The sequence below is a fragment of the Gordonia sp. 135 genome (genome assembly GCF_009720185.1).
Classification (GTDB): Bacteria; Actinomycetota; Actinomycetes; order Mycobacteriales; family Mycobacteriaceae; genus Gordonia; species Gordonia alkanivorans.
The window spans coordinates 3,614,367-3,634,410 of sequence record NZ_CP046257.1; the positions used below are offsets into that span (position 1 = coordinate 3,614,367).

A 20,044-nucleotide genomic window follows, 5' to 3' on the forward strand; every position below is an offset into this window, starting at 1 on the left:
CCCTGCGCGCGCCGGGCGCGATAGCATCGCATTGAATGATCGATCAATCAATCAGCGCGGGCCGAGAACCTGGGCTGATAGTCGGAGGCATCGTGACCACCCCAGTCGGCCAGACCCCCTCCGTCCTCGGACGCGCACTCCTCCTGCTCGAGCCGTTCCGGCATCGCGAAGGTCTCACGCTGACCGAGCTCGCCGAACGCACCGGCTTTCCGCGCTCGACCACGCATCGGATGCTGACGCAACTGGTGGCCGTGGGCTGGATCCGTCGCGAGGGCACGACCTACCTCCTCGGCCCCAAGATGGCCGAGTTGGGCTCGATCGCCCAGGTACACGACCGCGTCCACCAAGCGGCGCAGCCCGTCGCCTACCAGCTCTACCGTCGGACACGGGGCGCGGTTCACGTGGCCGTCGCCGCGAGCGAGGATGTCCTGTTGCTGGAGAAGATCGGCGGACGGTGGGCGGCCGCCAACCTGGACACTCGTGTCGGCCAGCGTCGCGGCCGGGGTGAGACGGCCGAGGGGGCGGCACTGACGCGGCATGAGGCCGGCGGTCCGACACAGTTCCACGACATCCACCGCACCCTCGACAGCGGCGAACACATCCGCTGTCTCGCAGCGACATTCGACGTAGCCGGCCAGGGCGCGACGCATGAGTCCACGGGGGGCGTCGCGGTGATCTCGCTGACCTTCCCGGCCGCCCGCATCCATCCGAGCGCCGACGAGGAGCTCCGCCGGGGCGTGAGCGCCGTGGTGCACTCACTCTCCTAGCGAACACCCCGCCTCGCCCGACGGCCTATCAGGCCGCCGGGCGGTTCGTGCTGCCACAGCCCGCCACCGGGTCACCATGCACATCGCGGCTGTGATTCGACGTTTTCGCGCAAACGGCTTTGACACACGTCACAGTCCTGCTATCTTTTCCCTATTGATTGATCGCTTGATCAATGAGCCCCGGTCGATCTCTGACCGTCCCCCGGGCGCCCCCACCGAGCGCCCTCAGGCCACCGCCCGGCCTGCCCCGCTGGAGGTTCACATGCGCAACAGTGACGATTTCTCCCCCGCCGTCATCGACCGTGCGGCGGTCCTGCTCGAGGAGTTCCGCGATGGCGGCGAGCTGACACTCTCACAGCTGTCGAATCGAACGGACCTCCCCCGATCCTCGGCGCATCGACTCCTTTCCCAGCTCGTCGACCTGGGGTGGGTCGAACGGCACGGACAGACCTACACGCTCGGCCGGTCACTGTTCGAGTGGGGCGCGCTGGCCCGACGGCGTTCAGGACTCCAGGAGATCGCGCATCCGTTCCTGCACGAGCTGTATGCGACCACCGGACTCGTCGTCCACCTCGGCGTGCTCGAGGGCAACGACGTCCGAATCCTGGACAAGGTCGGATACGGCCCCATCGCCCTGCCGACGCACATCGGGGGCCTGCAGCCCGCCGGACGCACGGCGCTGGGCAAGACGCTGCTCGCCTTCTGCGACAACGGTTCCGCGCGTCGCAGGCCGACAGTCGAGGTCCTGACCTCGGCGGCCGAGGAGGCGCGTCGGCGAAACGAGATGGCCGTCGTACGTCAGCGCCGCACAGCCTATGAGCGCGACGAGGCCGTCCTCGGCGTGGCATGTGTGGCCGCACCGATCGGCGACCTGCGCAGCTGCGCCGGCGCGATCGCGGTCACCGGCCCGGTGGAGACGGTCGACGGCGCACTTCTGGCAACCCCTGTCCGAGCGACGGCGAACGCGATCTGGCAGGCCCTGTCCGACAACGGTTCCGTCCGGCGCGCGGGCTGAGCCGGGGCCGGCCTCAGCGAACCAGCGCCTGCCCGCCGTCGACGGCGAGCGTGTGGCCGGTGATGTACCGGGCGGCGTCGCTGCAGAGGAACACCACGGCCGGGCCGATGTCGGTCTCCGGATCACCGAGACGCCCCAGCGGGACCGTCTGCAGGTACTCTGCGGCACCCTCCGGATCGAACTGCGCCCACTGCTCCATCGTCTGCGAGTTCGCCAGCGGGAGAATCGCATTGACACGGATACCGTCGGCCGCCCACTCGCAGGCCGCGGTTCGGGTCAGCACCCTCACCGCCTCTTTCGCGGCAGCGTAGGCGCCGGTGCCCGACGGATTCCACCGGATACCCGCGGCGGAACCGAGATTGACGACGGCGCCACCCCCGCGGAGGTACCGGTGACAGTCGCGCATCAGTCGCCAGGTGGCCGTCGGGCCCGAGTCGAGGGCGGCCCGGTAGGTGGCCTCGTCGATTTCGAGGAGGGTCCCCGGCGCCGGCGTCTGCGCGTTGTTGACCAGCACGTCGACACCGCCGAACTCCCCGGCCACCGCGGCCACGAGCGCTGAGACCGCACTCTCGTCGGTGACGTCGCAGGTGAACGGTGCGGCGCTGCCGCCACGGGCGACGATCTCCCCGGCCACTGACTCGATCGTGCCCGGCGTACGACCGACGACGGCTACTGTCGCACCTGCGGCGGCCAACGCGAGGGCGATTCCCCGGCCGATGCCCTGGCCGGCGCCGGTCACGAGCGCGACGCGATCATCGAGAACCATGTGTACTCCTCATTCCGAGACGGTTCATTGATCGTTTGATCAATGAATGTGGCACAATCTCCGTGCACGGCACGGACGGTGCCCGAACCTGGCAGGGGTGGGGATTTGTGGATCCGCAGCAACGCAGAAAGCTGATACTCGACCGCTCGGCGGCGATCTTCGCACGTAAAGGCGTGTCCGCCACCACGATCCGAGAGATCGCGGATGCGGTGGGAGTGCACTCGGGCGCTCTGTACCACTACTTCCCGTCCAAGGAAGCCATCGTCACCGAGATCATGCGGGAGTACATCCTCGACCTCTCGAGCCGATGCGAGGACGTGCTGGCACGCCGTCTCGCGCCCGTCGAGCGGCTCGTGGCACTCGCCGAGATCGCATTGGAGACCAACGAGCAGTACGACGGCGCCACCTCGATCTGGCGGCGCGAAGGCGATTACATGCGCGAGCGGGTCGTGGAAGCCGACATGACGGCGACCGCGGATCTGATGGAGATCGCCTGGCGGGAGGCGATCGCAGAAGGGGTCGACCTCGGCGAGTTCCGCACCGACATCGACCAGAGGGTCTTCCAAGAGCTGATCTACGACGCGGTCTGGCACGCCTCGCGATGGTTCCGCCCGACGCCGGAGAACACCCTGGCAGACCTGGCACGCACCATCATCACGGTCTTCGTGAGCGGCATGCGGAACCCCGCCGCGAGCGCGACGGGCGATCTCGGCACGTAGGGGTGAAACCTGGTGCCCCCTCGGCCCGACCTTGTCCAGATCGGGCCGAGGGGAAGACTGTCATTCCTTGGGAGCAGCCAGGTTCTCTTCCACTTCCTTGTGCCAGTTCTGGAGTGCACGGCTGGTGTCGACCTCGAACTCGAACCGCTGGGTCATATCGGGGGTGACCTCCTCGACGTCGACGTAGAACTGGCTGTACCAGCGACGCAGCTGGTAGACCGGGCCGTCTTCTTCGGTCAGCAGCGGATTCTCGATGCGGGACTTGTGTTTCCAGATCTCGATGTCCTGCGCGAACTGCTCCTCGAGACCGTCGGTGAACATCGTCGCCATCTCGGCGGCCTGCTCGTCGGACATGCCCTCGATCTTCTTCACGATCGTGCCGAACTGCAGGACGAACGAGTTCGTGGTGACCGGGTAGTGGCAGTTGATCAGCTTGGATTCGATGGTCGTGCCGTCGGCGACGGTGTAGATGGTGTCGAGCATGAACGACGGGCCATAGTAGAAGGCATCCGAGATGGTCTGTGCCTCCGGCAGATCCATCTGAACACCGGTCTTGATGTCGTCGCGTCCGTACGAGCGCATGTGCTGGCCGGCGATGTGACCGTCGAAGACGTTCTTGAAGAACTCCGGCATCTGGTAGTGCACGTAGAAGAAGTGCGCCATGTCGACGACGTTGTCCACGATCTCACGGCAGTGTGAACCCTCGACGTGGATCGTCGTCCAGGTCCAGTCGCTCCACTCACCGTCCTCGTAGCCCTCGATCTCCGGGATCGCGAGTTCCGGGGTGGGTTCGGTCCCCTGCGGGCAATGCCACACCAGCAGAACGCCGTTGCGCTCCATGGTCGTCCACGCCTTGGTGCGTGCGACCTTGGGCGTCCGGTGCGCATAGGGCACGGATTCGCAGCGGCCCTTGCCGTTCCACCGCCAGTCGTGGAACGGGCAGGCGATGGTGTCGCCCTTGATCTCGCCCCGGGCGAGATTGCCACCCATGTGCCGGCAGAACGCGTCGAGCACATGGAGTTCGCCCGTCGAGTCGGCGAAGACGACCAAATCGGTACCGAAGACCTGGACCTGATGGGGCTTGCCGTCCCGGAAATCCTTCGCCAACCCGATGCAGTGCCACCCGCGCGCGAAACGCGTCGGATTGGTGCCGGTGTCGATGCTGCGGATCTCGATTCTTTCTTGTTCGACGGTCATGATGTCTCCAATGGGTGTAGGGGCTGGAACTGACGGGGCTGAAATCGTCGAGACATCGCCTCGAGCTGGGAGTGATGCCCGAAGCGATCGATGAGAATGACTGAGCGGATGAGGTTTTCGCGACGGTCAGGAGGGCACGACGGCCGCGGACCCGGCGACGACATCGCCGGCGGACAGCGGACGGACACGGGGCTCCGACCTCGTCGACATCGGGATGTCCCCGCGCGTCACCGCATGGTCGATGCTGCGATCCAATGCCGCACAGCGCAGAACGTAACCGCAGTTCGCGTTCCCGACGGCGGACGCGGACGCCATCTCATGACAGGACTGCTTGGCGTCGGCGGTCCACTGGATGCTCGTGTGAGCAGGACTGTATTTCGCGACTGACACGCGGGCGTCGCAGGTCTGACAGACGAGCGGCTGCATTGGTCCATCCCTTCCTCGGATGAGGAAAGACTAAGAACCGGGATGTGTCGGGCACCACACGATTTCAGCTCAGCGGAACAGGAGCGGAGGGATCAGCTGTCGGTCCACACCGGTGCACGCTTGGCGAGGAACGCCGACATCCCTTCCTGCGCATCGCACGTCATCGCATTGGCCGCCATCGTCTCCGCCATCTCCACGTAGGCCGACGCCTCGTCGAGCTCGATCTGCTTGTAGAAGGCCTGCTTGCCGATCGACACCGTACGCGCGCTCGAGCCGGCGATCTGCAGCGCCAGCTCCCGGACCGTCGTGGTGAGATCTGCATCGTCGACGACGCCGCTGAGCAGCCCCCAATCGGCAGCGGTCTCGGCGTCGATCGCCTCCCCGGTCAGCAGCATGTGCATGGCGCGCTTGCGGCCGACGGCCCGTGTCAGCGCGACCATCGGCGTCGAGCAGAACAGGCCGATCCGTACGCCCGGGGTCGAGAACTTCGCGCTGCGACCGGCGACCGCGAGATCGCACGTCGCGACGAGCTGGCATCCGGCGGCGAAGGCCATGCCCGCGACCTCCGCGATCACCGGCTGGCGCACCTCGTGGACGGTTCGCATCAGCTCGGCGCAGGTGTCGAAAACGGCGCGTTCGTCGTCGAGTGTGCGGTCGACGAGTTCACCGAGGTCGTGCCCGGCCGAGAAGGCCGGACCTTCCGCACGGATCACGATGACCCGCACGTCCGAGTCCTCGTCGAATCGGCGGAGTCCGGCCGTGACGGCCTTCATCGTGGTGGTGGACAACGGGTTCCGGCGCCGAGCCGCGCGCAGGGTGATCACCCCGAGCGGCGCGTCGACCTCCACCGACACCGCGTCTGTCGTCTCGCTCATCGTCGGGCTCCTTCGGTGTCAGTGGCCGGGGATCGCGTACCGCGACCCGACGCTGATGTGGACGGTGTAACCGAGCACGGCCACCAGGTAGGTCAGGACCGGTATCGCCAAGGTCCACGACGCGCTGTCGCCGCTGCCGATGATCGCCGACGCCGCGAGCAGCCAGGCCATCATCAGCAGTGTCGCGCCGCCCATCAACGCCAGGTCCTCGCCCATCCGGCGATTGAACTCGTCCCGATTCGAACCTTCCATCCAGTACGCCTTGCGCCGCCGGCTCGGGAAGTTGACTGCGCGGGCCGGGATGCGCGACAGAATCCGCTCGGCGCGACCGAAGAGCACCGCGACCAGCACCGCGATGAGACCGAGACCGCTCAGGAGCCCCCACTTCGAGTCCCAGCGGGTGACCTCACCGTCCAGGCCGATGTGCCCGGCCATCTCGTCGGAACCGAGCACGGCGACTCCGGTCCACACCGCGGCGAACACCACCATCGACAGAGGCAGGAGCATGCGGCGCGCATCTCGCGAGGGCTGCGTCATGGAATTCAACCTACCGCCCGGGGAATAGCCTGGAGTCGAGGCGGTTGACCCTAATCGTGACCAGTACCGCACTCTTCGAACCGATCACGCTCCGCGATGTCGAGATCCCCAACCGGATCTGGCTCGCGCCGATGTGCCAGTACAGCTGCTTCGCCGGCGACGGAATCCCGACCGATTGGCATCTCGCCCACCTCGGCGCCCGCGCCGCCGGCGGTTTCGGGCTGATCCTCACCGAAGCCGTCGCGGTCGTCCCTGAAGGTCGGATCAGCCCCGAAGACGCCGGACTGTGGAACGACGACCAGGCGCAGGCCTGGAAGCGGACCGTCGACTTCGTGCACTCACAGGGCGCAACCATCGGCACCCAGATCGCCCACGCGGGCCGCAAGGCGTCGACGTACTCGCCGTTCGACGAACGGTCCGGAAGCATCCCCCTCGACGACGGGGGCTGGACGACCGTCGGCCCGTCCGACGTGCCGTTCGAGGGATACGCCGATCCGGTCGCCCTCTCCACCGAGCAGATCGCCGAGGTCGTCGACGCCTTCGCCCAGGCGGCTCGTCGCGCCGACGAGGCAGGGTTCGACGTGGTCGAGATCCACGCAGCGCACGGATATCTGCTGCACCAGTTCCTGTCGCCGTTCTCCAACACCCGCACAGACGCCTACGGCGGCGACTTCGCCGGCCGCACCCGCATCGTGCTCGAGGTCGTCGAGGCCGTGCGGGCCGTATGGCCCGAGTCGAAGCCGCTGTTCATCCGTCTCTCCGGTACGGAGTGGCGCGACGGTGGCTGGGGCGTCGCCGAGTCCTCCCGGCTCGCCGAGATCCTCGGCGCACGCGGCGTCGACCTCATCGACGTCTCCTCGGGCGGCAATGTGCTCGCCGACATCCCGGTCGGCCCCGGCTACCAGGTCGACCTGGCCCGCTCCATCCACCGGGACTCCGGAGTCCCGACCGCGGCGGTCGGATTGATCGTCGAGCCCGATCAGGCCGAGAAAGTCGCCGGCGACGCCGACATCACAGCCGTCCTCTTCGGACGCGTCGCCCTGCGCGAACCGTCCTGGCCGCAGCGCGCCGCACACGAACTCGGCCTCTCCCGCGACGAAGCGCCCTACCCGCCGCAGTATCTGCGGGGTGCCTGGCGCTGATCGTCAGCTCGGGGCGGGCCCCATGAGCGCGAAACAAGCGGCCGTTGCCGGTTCGATGATGTCGCTCAGCGGTGATCCGGATTCGACGGCACTCGCCGTCAGTTCGCGCACCCCGCCCCACAGGAACACCGCGCGCTGCCGGCTGATCGGCTTCACCCCGGCCGCGGCCAGCGTGGGCGTGGAGGTGAGTCCGACGAAGAGGTCGACCCAGTCATCCATCGCCTCGTTCTTCACCTGTGCAGCGGCTCCGCCCAGCGCGGGTAGTTCGCGAATCCACGAGAGCATGAGTCCCGGGTATCGGTCACTGGTGGTGGCGTAGGCCGTGACCGCTTGTCGCACTTGCGCTTCCGGGCTCCCCTCGGGATCCACGCCCTCCGCGATCCGCGCGATCATGAACCGGTTGGTCTCCCGCAGCAGCTCGAAAAAGCAGTCCTGCTTGTCGGCGAACTCCTGATAGAAGGTGCGTCGCGACGTCTGGGCCACGCGAACGACGTCGGCGATGGTGGTCTCGCGGTAACCGGATTCGGTGATGCACTCGAGCATCGCCGCGAGGAGTCGCTCCCTCGTCGACGTCGCACCGTTCGGCCACAATTCCACGTAGCGAGCATATGCCTCTTGCCCTCCCCGGTACCCACGCGTACCGTCGCCGGTACGCCGACGTACCAGACCTGGGAGGCCTCGAGCCGATGAGTACATCCGTCCTGCGCAGTGACCCGCATCTGCCGCCCGCCACGCGCGTCCCCTCGGCGATGCAGGGACTGGCGGCGATTACCTCTAGACGACTGTTCTTCGGCCACCTCCACGCTCGGCACGGCACAGCCTTCACCGTGCACCTCCCGGTCTTCGGGCGGGCCGTGGTGATCTCCGACGCCTCACTCGCCCGCGAGCTGTTCACCGCCGGCGACAAGGTCATCAACATCCAACCCAACCTGGGCCGCATCCTCGGAGCCGGGTCGATCTTCTCCCTCGAGGGACGGGAGCACCGGGCACGCCGCAAGCTGCTGACCCCGCCGCTGCACGGCAAGCGGATGAAGACGTATGAACAGATCGTGGAGGAGGAGGTCCGGGCCGAGACCTCCACGTGGCCGGTCGAGACCGAGTTCGCCTCGATGGAACCGATGATGCGGATCACCCTCAACGTGATCCTCCGCGCGGTGTTCGGCGCTGTCGGCGAAGATCTGGAGAACTTGCGGCGCATCATCCCGCCGATGGTCACCGTCGGTTCCCGCGCCGCAACCGTCCCCAACCTGCCCCGCGTGCTGCGCGCTGTCGACCCCAACCATCGGTACGAGCGCATGCGCGCGGAAGGCAAGGCACTCCTCGGCGACCTGATCACCAGGTCACGCAACGACCCCCGACTCGAGGAACGCGACGACATCCTCGCCCTGATGCTGCGCAGCCGCTACGACGACGGCGCGTCGATGGGCGACGACGAGATCGGCGACGAGCTGATGACCATGCTCGCCGCCGGACACGAGACGACCGGAACGACGCTCGCCTGGGCGTTCGAGCGCCTGCGTCGCCACCCTGGAGTCCTGGGACGACTTGTCGCCGAGGTCGATGAAGGCGGCACCGAGTACCGGCACGCGACCATCCTCGAGACCCAGCGCAGCCGCCCGGTCATCGACTTCGCCGCCCGCTACGTCGTCGCCGACCAACTCGAACTCGGCGAATGGCGCATACCTCGCGGATACAACGTCATGGTCTCCATCGCTCTGCTCCACGACGACAGCCGCGAGTTCACCGATCCCGAGCGGTTCGATCCGACCCGCTTCCTGGGCACCGCGCCGTCACCGGCGTGGTTGCCGTTCGGCGGCGGCACCCGACGCTGCATCGGTGCCGCTTTCGCGACGATGGAGATGGACGTGGCGCTCCGGACGATCCTGAGCGACTTCGAACTGCTTCCCACCGACGCCCGTGCCGAGCGGTGGTTCTCCCGGGGCGTCGCCTATGCGCCCGCACGCGGTGGACGCATTGCCGTCCGACGGCGCCAATAGTCTCGCGAGACCTCGCAAGCAAGTGGTCCACACCACTACCAGGGTGTGACCTTCGTCATCGAACACGTCCGAACACTCGGGTTCGCGTCCGCTCGCGGAATGCCGCGATGCGCTGGGGTTTTACCCCAAAGCTAACGGCGTTATCCATGCGTTACCGAAATCTTGCAGGTCACGACCCTGACGTGACCTGACCGTTACCAAGCACGTAGGGTCGGCCCCGTCCGAAATCAACCACCTTGCCAACCCCGGGTGGTGATCAGGAGGAACGAAGACCATGCGTATCAGCAAGACCCACATGACCAAGCTCGCCGCCCGCGCCGCCATCGTCGGCGCCCTCACCGCAGCCCCCCTCGGCATGCTGGCTTCCAACGCCTCGGCCGCCTCCGGCAACTGGGACGCTGTCGCCCAGTGCGAGAGCGGTGGCGACTGGAGCATCAACACCGGCAACGGCTACTACGGCGGTCTGCAGTTCTCGCAGAGCACCTGGGAGGCCAACGGCGGCTCCGGCAACCCGGCGAACGCCTCGCGCGAGGAGCAGATCCGCGTCGCGGAGAACGTCCTTGCCACCCAGGGCCCCGGTGCGTGGCCGACCTGCGGCGCAAACCTCTGATAGCAGCGCCGGCGCCTGAGGCGCCGTGACTGCATCACCAGAAGCACGAGCCGTGCTTCGTACGGCATGAGGCCGGTGAGTCCACTCGGACTCACCGGCCTCATTCGTCTCCGAGAAGCCTCTCAGTCCGACTTCTCGTCCTCGCCCGGCTCCCCGTCGAGCGCCTCGTCGAGAGCACTGACCGCGATGCCGTACGGCAGGAACCGCACCTTGCGACGCGGGTCGGTGTTGTTCTTGTTGGCGCGAAGCGCGTCTAGTTCGGTGGCATACACCTGCTCGACACGGGCGCCGCCGTCCTCGTCGACGACGAACACGGCCCAGACACCCGACCCGGTCTCACCGGCCGTCTCCGGCCGCGGCTGCGTCCGAGTGCGACCCCGGGCCGCCTCATCGAAGAACATGGAGAATGCTCCCGGCGCTGCCTGACCCTCGAAGAGCTTGCCGAACACGTCGCGCAGCCCCTCGCCCGCCTCGCGTGCGAAGCGGTCGAAGTCCTCGGGGCCGAAGTTGAACGGTCCTCCGCCGAATCCGCTGTTGTCGGTCATGGTGTTCCCTATCTGTGGTTCGGCTTGCCCGGCCGGCCGTGGGGGCCGACCGTGCCAACCAGTGTCCTCAGGTTCGTTCGTCCTCGCCACCAGCAGTGTCGACCTCCGCCAGACGCTGATGCAGTCGCTCGCGGACATCGTCGGCCGAGTAGGCCTTGCGCTGGCGTTGGTCTCGTGCGATCAGCACACCGCCGGTGGCCACCCCGACGGCGCCGGCGAGCCCGAGCCACTTCCACAGATTCCTCATGGAGGCAGGATAAGTCGCATCCGCGGCCGATGGCCGTCTTCACCCGCACGCTCTAGTCTTCGGGGATGCCCACCAGCAGAAGACCGCGCCGCGCCGATCTCGCCGGGGAGTCCGGCGGTGTCTCCCTGACCACCGCGCTCGAAGCCACCCGCACCGGCGACGTCTGGTTGTTCCGTGGCCAGTCGGGCCCCGACCGAGCCATCCGCACACTCACCAATGCGCCGGTCAACCATGTGGCCATGGCGGTGTGCATCGACGATCTGCCGCCGCTGCTGTGGCATGCCGAGCTCGGCGACAAACTGACCGACGTCTGGACCGGGTCGAATCACCGCGGGGTCCAACTGCACGATGCGCGCGAGGCCGTCGAGCAGTGGATGGTCCGATACGAGCAAGCGTGCTGGATTCGTCAGCTGAGTCCGGAAGTCAGCCGGGCGCAGGAGGATGAGCTGCTCAAGGTGATCGCACGCCTCGACGGCACCCCGTTCCCGACCACCGCACGCCTGGCCGGTCGGTGGTTCCGTGGTCGCGTCCCCAACTCCACCGATCTGGTGCGCGGAATCCCCTATCTCGACCGAAAGGTCCGGGAGCGTCGTGAGCAACGGCAGCACGAGGTCTCGCCGTCGAATCCGGTGAGCCTCGAGGCGGCGTACTGCGCCGAAGTGGTCGCGATCACCTACCGCGACATGAGCATCCTCGACACCACCAAGGACTCCAACTGGTTCGACCCCGGCCGGTTCTGGAGCGGCGACCGCCTCCCCCTCCACGCCCCGCACACCCTCGGACCGGAGATCGCGGTCCATCTCCGGTAGGTCAGATGGTCATGGCCTCGCGAACGGTGGCCTCGGCAGCCGTACCGCCCTCGCCCGACGAGGTGACCCGGCCACTCTCGAGGACGTAATACTGTTGTGCCGCTTCGAGAGCGAATCCGATGTGCTGTTCGACGAGGAGAACGCCGAGTCCGCCCCGCCGGGTGAGGGTGGTGATGGTCTGCTCGATCTCGGCGACCACCGACGGTTGGATGCCCTCGGTCGGTTCGTCGAGAATGAGCATCCGCGGCTCGGTGATGAGGGCCCGCGCGATCGCGAGCTGCTGACGCTGACCACCCGACAGCAGGCCCGCGCGCCGCCCGAGCAGTTCCTCCAGCGCCGGGAACATGTCCAGCATCTCGGCGATGAGTTCCTTGCCGCGCTTGCGGCCGTCGGCCACCACCTGCAGGTTCTCCGCGGTGGTGAGGTGGCCGAAGCTCTGCTGCCCCTGCGGGACATAGGCGATGCCGTGCTTGACCCGCGCGCTCGGACGGGCCTTGGTGATGTCGACGCCGTCGAACGTGATGGAGCCCTTGGTGGTCTTCACCAGTCCGACGGCGGCCCGGAGCAGCGTCGTCTTCCCGGCGCCGTTGTGCCCCAGCACGGCGACCACGCCGTCGGACGGGACCTCGATGTCGACGTCGTGGATGACCTCGGTGCGGCCGTATCCGGCGTGCACCCCGGAGAGTTTCAGCATCCGGCTCAGCCCTTCTTCTCGGTCGACACGGCGGGGACGTCCCCGGCCTCGGGTCCGTCGGATCCGGCGGCGATCTCCTCGAGTTCCTCACCGCCGGCGGCGGTTCCGAGGTACACCTCCTGGACCTTCGGATTGGCCTGCACCTCGGCGACGCTGCCCTCGGCCAGCACCTGACCGCGGGCGAGGACCGTCACCGACGTTGCGAACGCCCGCATGAAGTCCATGTCGTGTTCGACGACGACCACGGTCCGCTCACCGCCGATCCGGCGCAACAGGTTTCCGGTCTCCTCTCGTTCCTCGTGGCTCATACCGGCGACCGGTTCGTCGAGCAGCAACACCGAGGCGTTCTGCACCAGCAGCATGCCGATCTCCAGCCACTGCTTCTGACCGTGCGCGAGGACGCCGGCCGGGGTGTCACGCAGGTCCTGCAGGCCGATGGTCTCGAGGGCCTCGGCGATCGGCTCGGGGATCTCGGTGGGTCTACGGCGCAGCATGGTCCACACCGATCGGCCCGCGCCGGCAGCGATGTCGAGGTTCTGCAGCACGCTCAGTTCCTCGAAGACGCTGGCGGTCTGGAAGGTTCGGCCGACACCGAGGCGCGCGATCTGGTGCACCTTCTTGCCGACGAGTTCCACACCCGACTTCTGGATCGACCCGGTGGCCTTCACCAGACCGGTGATCGCGTCGATGATGGTGGTCTTCCCGGCGCCGTTCGGACCGATCAGGAACCGCAGATCACCCTGCAGCAGTGTGAGATCCACGTCGGTGACGGCCTTGAATCCGTCGAACTCGACGGACAGTCCGCGCACCTGAAGGTAGTCGCTGTCCATCCCGGCGTTGCCACCGGCGACCGGTTCGACCGTGCCCACCGTGTCGGATCGGCTCATGACGAGGCTCCTACCTTGCTGTCGGTGTGTTCGTCGATGTCACCGGTGGGCGACGGATCGGCCGACTTCTTCCGGCGCCACTTGAGCGCGGCGCCGATCCCGGCGAGTCCGGCCGGGAAGAAGCCGACGACGACGATGAACAGGATGCCCTGCGCGTAGGTCCATCCGGACGGGAAGTTCTCCGACAGGCTGGTCTGCGCCCAGGCCACCGCGATGGCGCCGAGAACCGGTCCGAGAAGTGTTGTGCGGCCGCCGATCGCGACGCCGATCAGGAAGGCGATGGACGGCACGATGCCGACGTCGGCGGGCGAGATGATGCCCACGATCGGCACGAACAGGGCGCCGGCGATGCTTGCGAACAGGGCGGCGATCGCGTAGGCGACGACCTTGACGTTGGCCGGGTCGTAGCCCAGGAAGCGGACGCGCTCCTCCTGGTCGCGCACGGCGACGAGCAGTTCTCCGTAGCGGCTGTACATCAGCTGCCGGGTGATCGCGACGACGACGAGCAGGGCGGCGGAGGCGATGTAGAACAGCAGGTGACGGTTCACCGGGTCGTTCAGGGCGAGACCGAAGAAGCTTCGGAATCGGTTGAGGCCATTGCTGCCGCCGGTGCTCTGCTGTCCGATGAGCAGGATCGCGAAGGCGGCAGCGAGCGCCTGGGACAGGATCGCGAAGTAGGCTCCCTTGACCTTCCGCTTGAACACACCCAGGCCCAACAGGACCGCGATCAGGGTGGGCACGACGAGGATTCCGAGGATCGTCACCAGTGGTGAGGCGAACGGCTTCCAGTATCCGGGGAGTTCGCGGATACCGGCGATCTGCATGAAGTCCGGTACGTCGTCGCCGCGGATCTCGGCGTCGGCGATCTTCAGGTGCATCGCCATGATGTAGGCGCCGAGACCGAAGTACACACCCTGACCGAGGGTCAGCATGCCGCCGCGACCCCAGGCCAGACCGATGCCGACCGCGACGATACCGAAGCACAGGAACTTGCCGAGCAGGTTGAGTCGGAAGTCGGAGAGCACCGAAGGTGCGACGCCGAACAGGAGCACCGCCGCGACGGCGAACCCCGCGTAGGTTTTCCAGTGACCGCTGAAATAGTCCTTCACACGAGACTCCTCGACTGGACCGTGAACAGGCCCTGGGGGCGGATCTGCAGGAAGATCACGATGATCACGAACACGGCGACCTTGGCCACCGATGCGGTCGTGTTGTATTCGATGAACGAGTTCAGGATGCCGAGGGCGACCGCCGCGATGACCGCGCCCTTGATCTGGCCCAGACCGCCGATGACGACCACCAGGAAGGCGTCGATCAGATACGTCATACCGGTGTTGGAGCTGGTGGAACCGATGAGGGTCAGCGCCACACCGGCGACACCGGCGAGCCCGGAACCGATGAAGAAGGTGGTGATGTCGGTTGTCCGGCTGGAGATCCCGCTGGTCTCTGCCAGATCACGGTGCTGGACGACCGCGCGGATACGACGCCCCATCGGGGTGTACTTCATGGTGACGGCGATCGCCACCACCGCGATGACGGCCAGCAGCATGATGAACAGGCGGGTCTTGGGAACAACCGCTCCGAGGATGTCGACGCCACCGGACAGCCACGGCGGCGCGGTCACGCGGACCGCGGGCGCACCGAAGATGTCGCGCGCGAGCTGCTGCAGGATCAGGCCGACGCCGAAGGTCACCAGCAGGGTGTCGAGCGGACGGTCGTACATGCGTTTGATGAGGGTGACCTCGAGCAGCACACCCATGAGGCCACCGACTCCGAAGCCGATGACGAGCGAGACGATCAGGGACACGCCGGCGTTCGAGATCAGATATTCCTGCACCGAGTACGCGGTGTAGGAGCCGGCCATGATGAACGACCCGTGAGCCATGTTGATCACGCCCATCTGACCGAAGGTCAGGGACAGACCGAGTGCTGCCAGGAGCAGGATCGAGCCGAGACTCAGCCCGGTGAAGAGCTGTCCGATAACGGTTTCCACGTCACCATCCGTTCGTCATGGGTGTCGGTGAGAACAACGGGTGTGCCCCGCCCCGCGCACGGGCGCGAGACGGGGCACGACGCGTCAGCTGCTCAGGCCCTCGGCCCACGGGTAGGACTTGAGGTAGGGGTCCGGCTCGATCGGCTGGCCCGAATCCCACACCGAGTAGATGAGTCCGTCACCGCGGATCTCACCGATACGAGCGGTCTTGGTGATGTGGTTGTTCTCGCCGTCGATGGTCACCAGGCCCTCGGGAGCCTCGAAAGTGACTCCGCCGGCGGCCTTCTGGACATCGGCAACCGCGAACGAGTTCGCCTTCTCGACCGTGTTCTTCCACAGGTAGACCGAGACGTAGGCCGCCTCCATGGGATCGGAGGTGGGCTTGTTGGCGCCGTAGGCGGCCTTGTAGTCCTCGACGAAGGACTTGTTCGCCGGGTTGTCGACGGTCTGGTAGTAGTCCCACGCGACCAACTGCCCCTCGATGTTCTCGACACCGATGCCGCCGACCTCTTCCTCGGCGATCGAGACCGACACGACCGGCATCGCCTGCGGGGTCAGACCGACGTTCTTGTACTCGCGGAAGAAGGCCACGTTGGAGTCGCCGTTGAGGGTGTTGAACACGGCGTCGGCGTCGGCGGTGCGGACCTTGTTGACGATGGTCGAGAAGTCCGTCGAGCCGAGCGGGGTGTAGTCCTCACCCTTGATCTCGATGCCGTTGGCCTCGGCGTAGGCCTTGATGATGCGGTTGGCCGTCTGCGGGAAGACGTAGTCGCTGCCGACGAGGTAGAGGGACTTGACGCCCTTCTCCTTCAGGTACTCCAGGGCCGGCACGATCTGCTGGTTGGTGGTGGCACCGGTGTAGAAGATGTTCTTCGACGACTCGAGGCCCTCGTACTGCACCGGGTAGTACAGCAGGGAGTTGTTGTCCTCGAAGACCGGCAGCATCGCCTTGCGGCTCGACGACGTCCAGCCGCCGAACACCGCTGCAACACAGTCCGCCGAGATCAGCTTCTCGGCCTTCTCGGCGAAGATGGTGGGCTCGGAGGCGCCGTCCTCGCCGATGAGCTGGATCTGCTTGCCCAGCACGCCGCCGTTGTCGTTGATCTGGTCGACGGCCAGTTTGATCGAGTCCCGCACGGTGACCTCGGAGATCGCCATCGTGCCCGACAGCGAGTTCAGTGAACCGACCTTGATGGTGTCGCCCGAGGTGTCGACGCACGACTCGGCGCCCGAAGCCGCGTCCTCACTGGCCGAGCTGCCACAGGCGCTCAGCGCGAGTGCGACGGCGGACAGCGCCGCCGGGATGAGGATTCCGTACCGCCTACGGCGTGTGGGGGTGACGGCGGACGGCAATGAATCAAACGGCATCCGAAGGCCTTTCTCAATACGTCTCAGGTCGGCTCAGGCGGGCCATGACAGATAGCAGGTGCAACTCCGCACCTCGACCCCCCGATGAGATACGCGCCGCTACTTGGTTAGCGATCTCGCGTATGTCGGGTAAACGTATTTAGGCTTTGTTACACCGGCGTGACGTGAGATGAATTCCCTGTTTCCGCTTCAGATAGGCTCACGCCGGATTCACACTGGCGAATCTTGTTGCGGGAATGGCTTTTTCGACGACAAAGGGCGACACATCCGTTAGGATGCGCCGCCCTTCGAGTCGACGGCCTAGTGGGAGAAAGCGGCTTCAACCTCCGTGCGACTGAGCTCGGGATCGGAGCCGAGTTCGTACCGGGGCAAGGTATGGGGCACGTCGGTGCCGCCGGCGACGCGGCGCTTGGCGGCGGCGAACTCCGGCGCCTCCCCCATCGACAGATGGGCCGAGTTGATGATGGTCCACACGGCGGATCGGCGGGCGCGCCGTTCGACCGGGTTCGGCGGCCGGTAGGAGATGAGTTGCTGGGCCCAGCGCGGCTGGATGTCCCGGATCGCCCAATCCACCGCCGCCTGAGCACGATTCCGCAGATTGGCGCCCGTGGCCATCGCGTTGCCGTGCGTCAGGGCCAGCCGGGGCAGGTACGACTCGAGACATTCCAGGGTGTCGGCCTTGGTGGTGGGCAGGCCGGTTCCGCCGAGCGCATGACCCACGCGCACGAATTCCCCGTAGTACCTGTCGAGTTCGGCTCCGCGCAGAGGTCGCGGGTGGTAGATCTCGTGTGCCGTGGCGATACCCCATACGACCGTCGCGTAGTTCCATCGCAACCACTCGGGATCGTCGGCGTCGTAGGCGGCGCCGTCGGGCCGGACCCCCTTGATCGTATGGTGCATCGCCCGCACGGTACGGGCGAGTCGCTCAGCGGTTTCCGTCGATCCGTAGGCGGTCCCCATGAAGAACGCGAGCGAGTGCCCGAGGCGGGTCATCGCACCGTCCGGATCGATGGCGGTGGTCGCGGTGCCGTCCTCACGTCGCCGGACCAGACGGGAGTGATGCATGCCCATCCAGAAGATGCTGGGGTCGAGGCGCTCGATGTACGACGCGCTCTGCAGTCCGAAGATCAGCGCAGGCGTGTGCGAGTGGACGTACCAGGTGGCGCTGTCCGGTCCGAACCACCCGGGGTCACCGGCCGGGTTCTCGAATTCCATCCCGCGGAAGAACTTCGCGCGGACGTTCTCGTCGAACTTGCCGTTGAGCCACGATCCCAGCATCTCGTGCGGCAGGTCCAGCGGGACCCATTCCGTCGACGGCAGCCGTAGGGGCGCCAAGGGAACGTTCATCGATCGTCCTTTCTCGATACCGACGTCCGGAGCGGGTCATCCCCGACCCGGACCACCGATACGACGACGCCACATGGGCACGGTCGTCATGTGGTCACGGTTGTACCCACTTTAACGCTTTGGGTACACACGTGACCAGACCTTGCTCCGTGCCGGGTCAGCCCGTCTATGGTGAAACGATGTCGAGTCCGACCCGATGGGCCGGCGTCCCCCTGGAGGACCGCCGCGCCGAGCGCCGAGCAATCCTGATCGCCGCGGCTCTCGACATCTTCGGCGGCAGCGGACCCGAGACCGAGTTGTCGGTGCGGTCGGTGTGCCGACACTGCGGGTTCAACACCCGCTACTTCTACGAGAGCTTCGCCGACACCGACGAGCTACTCGGCGCCGTCTACGATGCCACTGCCGCCGAGCTGGGCGCAGTGGTCGAAGCCGCCATGACCACCGCAGGTCACTCGGTCCGAGCACGCACCCGCGCCGGCATGCTCGCGGTCCTCGGTCACGCGTCCGAGGACCCGCGTCGCGGCCGCATCCTGTTCACCGAGGGACGGACCAATCCGGTGCTCGCGCAGCGGCGTGCCGCGACTCAGAACATGCTCTTCGAACTCTCCTTCGCCGAGGCCGACGCCCGGGAGACCGATCCGCTCACCGGTCGGGTGCGGGCGGCCGTCTTCACCGGCGCCATGGCCGAGCTCGCCCAACAGTTCCTCGCCGGGAGCCTCGGGGACGATCTCGAACGGGTCGTCGACGAGGCCCTGGCCACGCTCATCCCCGGTCGTCGCTGATCGACCCAGTGCGCGCAAGAGCCTGGATCGACTCCGGTCCCATACCGCGATCGAGCGCGCGGATCATGACGACGACGCCGATACCCGAGAGCACCAGGGCCGTCCCGAACAGGGTCGGGAAGCCGAACAGATCACCGACGACGCCCGCCGCGAACCCGGCCGCGCCCTGGACGCCGACGACCGTGCAGGCGAACAGCGTGTAGTCGCTGCCCTCGTATCCCTTCTCACACGCGTCCATCATGAGCGTGAACACCGCGACGGTCGCCGCCCCACCGAGAATGTGTTCGGCCAGGCTCGCACTCACCACGAGCCAGAACCCGCCGACGCCGGATGCGGCCACCAGATACAAAGCCAGACTGAGAGTTTGGGTGACACCGCCGAACAACAAGGCCTGACGCCGTCCGTAGCGGAACGCCAGCCACCCGCCGAGGGCCGCGCCGGCGAGCGCACCCGCCGACGACAACGCCCCTTCGACGAGGGCGATCTGTCCCAGGCTCAGGCCGATGTCGGACATGAAGGGGCCGACGAGGGCCGAACCCATCGAGTTGCCGAACTTGTAGGCCCCGACGACCAGGATGAACACCACAACGCCGGGGCGTCGTAGCCGGGCGAGCCAACCGGTGAGGAGCAGTGACGGCGTCATCCGCGAGACATGCGCCTGTGCGGTCGACGTTGTCGTCGCGTCCGCGGGTGTGCGGGCAAGGAACCAGACCGGCACTGTGAGAGCGACGAGCAGGATCGACATCGCGACGAAGAGGCTCCGCCATCCGGCGAGCGAGAACAGCCACAGCAACCCACCGCCGCCGACGATCATGCCGACCCGGTAAGCGCCCACCTGAATCCCGTTGCCGAGACCGCGTTGTCGGGGTCCGAGGGTCTGTACGGCCAGCCCGTCGGTGGCGATGTCCTGGGTCGCCGACGCCAGGTTGATGACGGCGATGCCGACGAGGAGCCAGACCAGCGTCCCGGAGAGATCGATGCAGGCCAGGACGAGGGCGACCGTCGCGGAGGTCAGTTGCATCGCGAGGAGCCAGCGGCGTCGGGTTCCGTACCGGTCGACATACGGCGCCCAGAGGAACTTGAGTCCCCACGGCGCGAAGAGCAGCCCGTACACGCTGATCTGCGTGAGGGAGTATCCCTCCTCGCGCAGGATGACAGGCACCGCCTGGCTGAAGAACCCGTACGGCAGGCCCTGCGCGAAGTAGAGCGCCGTGAGCAGGACCATGGTGCCGACGGCGAGCGTGCCGGTGCGCGACGGGGTCGACATGGCAGACATCATGCCGCAGTCACGAGGACGGGGTCGTCGCGGTCAGACCCTTCT

At 66.8% G+C, this 20,044-nt stretch carries 23 protein-coding genes; 8 read left to right on the forward strand and 15 right to left on the reverse strand.

Going from position 1 to position 20,044, the window contains the following annotated elements:
- Positions 1–92: 92 nt before the first annotated feature.
- Complete coding sequence (locus tag GKZ92_RS16415) at positions 93–767, forward strand: IclR family transcriptional regulator (RefSeq protein WP_006357435.1); 675 nt, start codon at positions 93–95, stop codon at positions 765–767.
- A 262-nt stretch (positions 768–1,029) separates the two neighbouring features.
- Positions 1,030–1,782, forward strand: a complete 753-nt coding sequence (locus tag GKZ92_RS16420; RefSeq protein ID WP_035751131.1) for an IclR family transcriptional regulator — start codon at positions 1,030–1,032, stop codon at positions 1,780–1,782.
- A gap of 13 nt (positions 1,783–1,795) precedes the next feature.
- On the opposite strand, the gene GKZ92_RS16425 is transcribed toward GKZ92_RS16420, so the two are convergent.
- The gene (locus tag GKZ92_RS16425) at positions 1,796–2,548 is read right to left on the reverse strand and encodes an SDR family NAD(P)-dependent oxidoreductase (protein WP_035751129.1); all 753 of its coding nucleotides are present in this window, start codon (positions 2,546–2,548) and stop codon (positions 1,796–1,798) included.
- A gap of 107 nt (positions 2,549–2,655) precedes the next feature.
- Between GKZ92_RS16425 and GKZ92_RS16430 the strand changes: the two genes are divergently transcribed.
- Positions 2,656–3,267, forward strand: coding sequence for a TetR/AcrR family transcriptional regulator (locus GKZ92_RS16430; protein WP_035751127.1), 612 nt, complete (start codon positions 2,656–2,658; stop codon positions 3,265–3,267).
- 60 nt (positions 3,268–3,327) lie between these two features.
- Here the strand turns inward: GKZ92_RS16430 and GKZ92_RS16435 are convergent, their stop codons facing one another.
- From GKZ92_RS16435 to GKZ92_RS16450, 4 genes are all read right to left on the reverse strand, one after another.
- Positions 3,328–4,464: a Rieske 2Fe-2S domain-containing protein gene (locus GKZ92_RS16435; protein WP_006357431.1), complete on the reverse strand. Its 1,137-nt coding sequence runs from the start codon at positions 4,462–4,464 to the stop codon at positions 3,328–3,330.
- 126 nt (positions 4,465–4,590) lie between these two features.
- Positions 4,591–4,890: a hypothetical protein gene (locus GKZ92_RS16440; RefSeq protein WP_006357430.1), complete on the reverse strand. Its 300-nt coding sequence runs from the start codon at positions 4,888–4,890 to the stop codon at positions 4,591–4,593.
- A 92-nt stretch (positions 4,891–4,982) separates the two neighbouring features.
- Positions 4,983–5,765 (reverse strand): enoyl-CoA hydratase-related protein, encoded by a 783-nt coding sequence (locus tag GKZ92_RS16445; protein ID WP_006357429.1) that lies wholly within the window; start codon positions 5,763–5,765, stop codon positions 4,983–4,985.
- Between the two features lie 18 nt (positions 5,766–5,783).
- Positions 5,784–6,302: a hypothetical protein gene (locus tag GKZ92_RS16450; RefSeq protein WP_230461820.1), complete on the reverse strand. Its 519-nt coding sequence runs from the start codon at positions 6,300–6,302 to the stop codon at positions 5,784–5,786.
- Between the two features lie 56 nt (positions 6,303–6,358).
- Here GKZ92_RS16450 and GKZ92_RS16455 point away from each other — a divergent pair, with 56 nt between their 5' ends.
- Positions 6,359–7,444 carry an NADH:flavin oxidoreductase/NADH oxidase gene (locus GKZ92_RS16455; RefSeq protein WP_006357427.1) on the forward strand — a complete coding sequence of 362 codons (1,086 nt, stop codon included), beginning with the start codon at positions 6,359–6,361 and terminating at the stop codon, positions 7,442–7,444.
- Between the two features lie 3 nt (positions 7,445–7,447).
- Here GKZ92_RS16455 and GKZ92_RS16460 read toward each other — a convergent pair whose 3' ends face one another.
- The gene (locus tag GKZ92_RS16460) at positions 7,448–8,041 is read right to left on the reverse strand and encodes a TetR/AcrR family transcriptional regulator (RefSeq protein WP_035751122.1); all 594 of its coding nucleotides are present in this window, start codon (positions 8,039–8,041) and stop codon (positions 7,448–7,450) included.
- Positions 8,042–8,130: 89 nt separating this feature from the next.
- On the opposite strand from GKZ92_RS16460, the gene GKZ92_RS16465 reads away from it, so the two are divergent.
- On the forward strand, positions 8,131–9,441 hold the full coding sequence (locus tag GKZ92_RS16465; RefSeq protein ID WP_042375623.1) for a cytochrome P450: 1,311 nt from the start codon (positions 8,131–8,133) through the stop codon (positions 9,439–9,441).
- A gap of 274 nt (positions 9,442–9,715) precedes the next feature.
- Entirely contained in the window at positions 9,716–10,051 is a 336-nt protein-coding gene (locus GKZ92_RS16470) for a transglycosylase family protein (RefSeq protein WP_035751117.1), read from the forward strand.
- A 122-nt stretch (positions 10,052–10,173) separates the two neighbouring features.
- Here GKZ92_RS16470 and GKZ92_RS16475 read toward each other — a convergent pair whose 3' ends face one another.
- Complete coding sequence (locus GKZ92_RS16475) at positions 10,174–10,596, reverse strand: hypothetical protein (RefSeq protein WP_035751115.1); 423 nt, start codon at positions 10,594–10,596, stop codon at positions 10,174–10,176.
- Between the two features lie 67 nt (positions 10,597–10,663).
- Positions 10,664–10,843 (reverse strand): hypothetical protein, encoded by a 180-nt coding sequence (locus GKZ92_RS16480; RefSeq protein WP_035751114.1) that lies wholly within the window; start codon positions 10,841–10,843, stop codon positions 10,664–10,666.
- Between the two features lie 65 nt (positions 10,844–10,908).
- On the opposite strand from GKZ92_RS16480, the gene GKZ92_RS16485 reads away from it, so the two are divergent.
- Positions 10,909–11,652: a hypothetical protein gene (locus tag GKZ92_RS16485; protein ID WP_035751111.1), complete on the forward strand. Its 744-nt coding sequence runs from the start codon at positions 10,909–10,911 to the stop codon at positions 11,650–11,652.
- A gap of 1 nt (position 11,653) precedes the next feature.
- Here GKZ92_RS16485 and urtE read toward each other — a convergent pair whose 3' ends face one another.
- The 6 genes from urtE to GKZ92_RS16515 form a co-directional block, all read right to left on the reverse strand.
- Positions 11,654–12,346, reverse strand: coding sequence for an urea ABC transporter ATP-binding subunit UrtE (gene urtE, locus GKZ92_RS16490; RefSeq protein WP_006357420.1), 693 nt, complete (start codon positions 12,344–12,346; stop codon positions 11,654–11,656).
- Positions 12,347–12,351: 5 nt separating this feature from the next.
- Positions 12,352–13,233 (reverse strand): urea ABC transporter ATP-binding protein UrtD, encoded by an 882-nt coding sequence (gene urtD, locus GKZ92_RS16495; RefSeq protein ID WP_155225444.1) that lies wholly within the window; start codon positions 13,231–13,233, stop codon positions 12,352–12,354.
- On the reverse strand, positions 13,230–14,342 hold the full coding sequence (gene urtC / locus GKZ92_RS16500; RefSeq protein ID WP_006357418.1) for an urea ABC transporter permease subunit UrtC: 1,113 nt from the start codon (positions 14,340–14,342) through the stop codon (positions 13,230–13,232). Before urtC ends, urtD begins: the two co-directional genes overlap by 4 nt.
- Entirely contained in the window at positions 14,339–15,226 is an 888-nt protein-coding gene (gene urtB / locus GKZ92_RS16505) for an urea ABC transporter permease subunit UrtB (RefSeq protein WP_006357417.1), read from the reverse strand. The genes urtC and urtB overlap by 4 nt, the downstream gene beginning before the upstream one ends.
- A gap of 84 nt (positions 15,227–15,310) precedes the next feature.
- Positions 15,311–16,594, reverse strand: a complete 1,284-nt coding sequence (gene urtA, locus GKZ92_RS16510; RefSeq protein ID WP_127962670.1) for an urea ABC transporter substrate-binding protein — start codon at positions 16,592–16,594, stop codon at positions 15,311–15,313.
- Positions 16,595–16,894: 300 nt separating this feature from the next.
- Complete coding sequence (locus GKZ92_RS16515) at positions 16,895–17,941, reverse strand: oxygenase MpaB family protein (protein ID WP_006357415.1); 1,047 nt, start codon at positions 17,939–17,941, stop codon at positions 16,895–16,897.
- Positions 17,942–18,120: 179 nt separating this feature from the next.
- On the opposite strand from GKZ92_RS16515, the gene GKZ92_RS16520 reads away from it, so the two are divergent.
- On the forward strand, positions 18,121–18,723 hold the full coding sequence (locus GKZ92_RS16520; protein ID WP_006357414.1) for a TetR/AcrR family transcriptional regulator: 603 nt from the start codon (positions 18,121–18,123) through the stop codon (positions 18,721–18,723).
- Here the strand turns inward: GKZ92_RS16520 and GKZ92_RS16525 are convergent.
- The gene (locus tag GKZ92_RS16525) at positions 18,704–19,990 is read right to left on the reverse strand and encodes an MFS transporter (RefSeq protein ID WP_042375694.1); all 1,287 of its coding nucleotides are present in this window, start codon (positions 19,988–19,990) and stop codon (positions 18,704–18,706) included. The two genes, GKZ92_RS16520 and GKZ92_RS16525, sit on opposite strands and share 20 nt — an antisense overlap.
- Positions 19,991–20,044: the final 54 nt, after the last annotated feature.